General features: G+C 30.6%; 2 protein-coding genes and 1 pseudogene. 2 read left to right on the forward strand and 1 reads right to left on the reverse strand.

Annotated features, from left to right (window positions below; translation table 11 throughout):
- Window positions 1-208 (forward strand): hypothetical protein (locus L2764_RS27200; RefSeq protein WP_248943452.1); only part of this gene is annotated, 208 nt, incomplete at its 5' end.
- 419 nt (window positions 209-627) lie between these two features.
- Window positions 628-1,062 carry a hypothetical protein gene (locus L2764_RS27205; RefSeq protein ID WP_248943453.1) on the forward strand — a complete coding sequence of 145 codons (435 nt, stop codon included), beginning with the start codon at window positions 628-630 and terminating at the stop codon, window positions 1,060-1,062.
- Window positions 1,063-1,075: 13 nt separating this feature from the next.
- On the opposite strand, the pseudogene L2764_RS27210 reads toward L2764_RS27205, so the two are convergent.
- A pseudogene (locus L2764_RS27210) lies at window positions 1,076-1,231 on the reverse strand (transposase); the annotation flags it as partial.
- Window positions 1,232-1,341: the final 110 nt, after the last annotated feature.

The raw sequence follows: 1,341 nt of genomic DNA on the forward strand, positions 1-1,341 counted from the left end.
TCTTTTTCATGTCAGCATGATGACACCAAAAAACGATCGTTCAAGTGGTCATTGCGATCTTAATAAGATCGCGGTATTTATTGTCAATAGGGGCCTGGTGAACGGTTACAACCGTGGAGTGATGAGAAAGTTATGGACACCTATGAGCTATTCAGTTGCTATGGAGCTATCGCAGCGTAAAAATGTCCAAAGTATTGTTAGAAGATGAAATAAGGAAATAGTCTATTATGAATAATATTCAATAGAATATACAGCACGCTTGTACCAATGAGGTCATAATGAAAAAAAATGTAATAGGGATAACGACAAAACAAAAAAAATTAGCAAAGCCATTTTTGCTATTTGTTTTTATAGTGACTTATATCCCAATTGGAGCTGAATGGATAAATTACCTCTACAATGGGAAATGGCTGTCTCATGAATATGAACATAATAACATTATAATAACAGATCATTTTATATATGTTTTACATGCAGCATTAAGTTCAATATTCTTATTTTTTTGTTATTACAAGTATTAATAGGGTATCGGATATTTAGTTCAAAAAAAAACATTTATTCTAAAGCACATAAAGTCAATGGTTACTTTATAGGTATAGTAATATTCCTTGTACTATAACAAGCTATGTGAATTTATACGATCTTTCAATAAAAGATTACCAAAACCATTTTACAAGTGTTGAAATGTTTTTATTTATTAACTTTTCTTTAACTGGAACCACTTTTATTATTATTGGCATTTTTCATGCATCAAAAAACAACTATGCTCTTCATTTAGATGATATTGTTTTTGCATTATTATCATTTGCTACTATTGGTCTTTTAAGGCTTATTGAATACCCTTTGTACTTTGCAAATATAGAGAAGTTGTCAGGATTAAATTATTTTAACTACCTGAGAGCAACTCCTTTTATATTAACACATACCATACTGTGTATATTATGGCTTATTTATGCTTTTAAAAGAAAAATATTATTAACTCAACCAATAAAAATATTAATAATTACCCTTATTTTATTTTTCCTGTTTGGTTACTTTTTATGGGGGTATTTGACTAAATAACTGTACTAAGTGCTTAATTAAAAGTTATCGCGTATTTTGATGAATAGTTGCTCATTATGTTTTTTACACTCTCTTTGAGTGCATCAAAAGTAATAAAATCATGGCAGGATAACCATTCATACTTGATCTTCTTCCACAGTATTTCAATAATATTGAGTTCAGGAGAGTAAGCCAGGGCGGGAGCATACTTTGTCGGATAATTAACCAAAGAAAACTTTTGCCCTGTAATCATCGTCCCAACTCGCCTTTTTTAGCTTATTTCGCTGACTTGGCGCACCG

The sequence above is a fragment of the Shewanella surugensis genome (assembly GCF_023284005.1).
GTDB lineage: Bacteria > Pseudomonadota > Gammaproteobacteria > Enterobacterales > Shewanellaceae > Shewanella > Shewanella surugensis.